General features: G+C 67.0%; 2 protein-coding genes. Both read right to left on the reverse strand.

Annotation, left to right across the window (positions count from 1 at the left end; all coding sequences use genetic code 11):
* Positions 1 to 1589: 2-isopropylmalate synthase (leuA, locus tag AC1D12_RS30735; protein ID WP_477845006.1), on the reverse strand; the 1589-nt coding region annotated here is incomplete at its 3' end.
* 198 nt (positions 1590 to 1787) lie between these two features.
* Positions 1788 to 2556, reverse strand: a 769-nt coding sequence (gene pssA / locus AC1D12_RS30740; protein WP_477845007.1) for a CDP-diacylglycerol--serine O-phosphatidyltransferase, incomplete at its 5' end; no start/stop codon positions are given.

The following is a 2556-nucleotide window of genomic DNA, read 5'->3' on the forward strand; positions in this document are numbered from 1 at the left end:
ACACCGAACAGCGTCACCGCATCGCCCACCCGCAGCTCGAGGTAGGCCGCAGCGCGCGCATCGGCGCCGCTGGCGATCGCATGCTCGTGGTAATCCAGCACGCGCACCGGCACGGCCAGGTGCCGGTTCAGCGCGTTGACGAACGCATCGATCGGCCCGGCGCCCTGCGCATCCAGCGCCAGTTCGCGATCGCCCAGGCCGACCGTGCCGTGCAGGTGAACCGAGCCGTCGGCCTGCGCGGTGATCGTCGGCGCCGTCGCGCGTGCGACGGGAGCGTCGGCGATGCCGTACTCGCTCCGGAAGACGGCCCACAGGTCGGCGGCGGTCTGCTCCTTGCCGCTGTCGTCCATCACGCGCTGGACCACGCCGCTGAACTCGATCTGCAGGCGGCGCGGCAGCTCCACGCCGTACTCGGTCTCGAGCAGGTACGACACCCCGCCCTTGCCCGACTGGCTGTTGACGCGGATCACCGCGTCATAGCTGCGCCCGAGGTCGACCGGGTCGATCGGCAGGTACGGCACGTCCCAGATGTCGGTCGGCTGGCGCTGCGCGAAGGCCTTCTTGATCGCATCCTGGTGCGAGCCGGAGAACGAGGTGTAGACCAGGTCGCCGGCATACGGATGCCGCGGATGCACCGGCAGCTGGTTGCAGTGCTCGACGCAGCGGCGCACCTCGTCGATGTCCGAGAAATCGAGGCCCGGGTCGATGCCCTGCGTGTACAGGTTCAGCGCAATGTTGACGAGGTCGACATTGCCGGTGCGTTCGCCGTTGCCGAACAGGCAGCCTTCGATGCGGTCGGCGCCGGCCATCAGGGCGAGCTCGCCGGTCGCGGTGCCGGTGCCGCGGTCGTTGTGCGGATGCACCGACAGCACGATCGCATCGCGCCGCTCGAGGTGGCGGTGCATCCACTCGATCATGTCGGCGAACACGTTCGGCGTGCAGCGCTCGATGGTGGTCGGCAGGTTGACGATGCACGGGCGCTGCGGCGTGGGCTGCCACACGGCGGTCACCGCGTCGACGACGCGCTTGGCGAACGGCAGCTCGGTGTCGGAGAAGGTCTCGGGCGAGTACTCGAAGTGCCAGTCGGTGCCGGGCTGCGCCGCGGCGCACTCGTTGAAGATGCGCGCATGGCTGGACGCCAGCTCGACGACGCCGTCTTCGTCGAGGCCGAGCACCACGCGGCGCATGCCCGGGGCCGTCGCGTTGTAGAGGTGCACGATGGCGCGGCGCGCGCCCTGCAGCGATTCGAAGGTGCGGCGGATCAGCGGCTCGCGGGCCGGCGTCAGCACCTGGATCGTCACGTCGTCCGGGATGCAGTCCTGCTCGATCAGCAACCTCACGAAATCGAAATCCGTCTGCGAGGCCGACGGAAACCCGACCTCGATCTCCTTGAAGCCGATGCGCAGCAGCATCTCGAACATGCGCAGCTTGCGCTGCGCGTCCATCGGCTCGATCAGCGCCTGGTTGCCGTCGCGCAGGTCGGTGCTGAGCCAGATCGGTGCGTGCGTCAGCACGGCATCCGGCCAGCGGCGGTCGGGCAAGGCGACGGGTTTGAATGCGCGGTACTTGGTGTGCGGCTGCTTCAGCATGGCGATCCCTCGAGAGTCGTGTGGGGCAACCTGCACTCCAAAAAGCAAAACGGCCCGCTGCAGGTTGCAATCGGGCCGTTGAGACGAAAACGATGGACGTGAACGATCAGCGCACCCGGGGTACTCCTAGGAATAGCGCTAGCGTGATCGTGGTGCGAAACGTCATGGGGTGCGAATGTAGCATGCCTTGCCGCGGGGTCAACGGTGCAGGCCTTCTTCGTCCGGCTCGTCCATCGACGTGGCGATCACGCTGACCGGCTTGCCCTTCATCCGCTTCCAGACGTAGACGCCGTAGCCCGAGAGGCCGTAGATGACGAACAGGCCGAAGAACACCAGCGGCGGGTGCCAGGTGAACAGCGAGATGCCGAGCGCGATCGCGACGATCACGACGAACGGCACCGAGCGCTTGAAGCTCACGTCCTTGAAGCTGTAGAACGGCACGTTGGTCACCATCGTCAGCCCGGCATACAGCGTGAAGCCGAACGCCGTCCAGATGAGCCAGGCGCCCTCCTCGTCGACCATGAAGCCCTGGTCGTTCATCAGCCAGATGAAGCCCATCACCAGCGCCGCAGCGGCCGGGCTGGGCAGCCCCTGGAAGAAGCGCTTGTCGACGACCTTCAGGTTGGTGTTGAAGCGCGCCAGGCGCAGCGCGGCGCACGAGCAGTAGACGAAGGCCGCGAGCCAGCCCGGCTTGCCCAGGTCCTTCAGCGCCCATTCGTAGACGATCAGCGCCGGCGCCGCACCGAACGACACCATGTCCGACAGGCTGTCCATCTGCTCGCCGAACGCGCTCTGCGTGTTCGTCATGCGCGCCACGCGGCCGTCGAGGCTGTCGAGCACCATCGCGCAGAAGATGCCGATGGCCGATTGCTCGAACTGGCCGTTCATCGCCATCACGATGGCATAGAAGCCGCCGAACAGCGCCGCCAGCGTGAACAGGTTCGGCAGGATGTAGATGCCCTTGCGG

It is taken from the genome of Rhizobacter sp. P1_G5, from assembly GCF_056405435.1.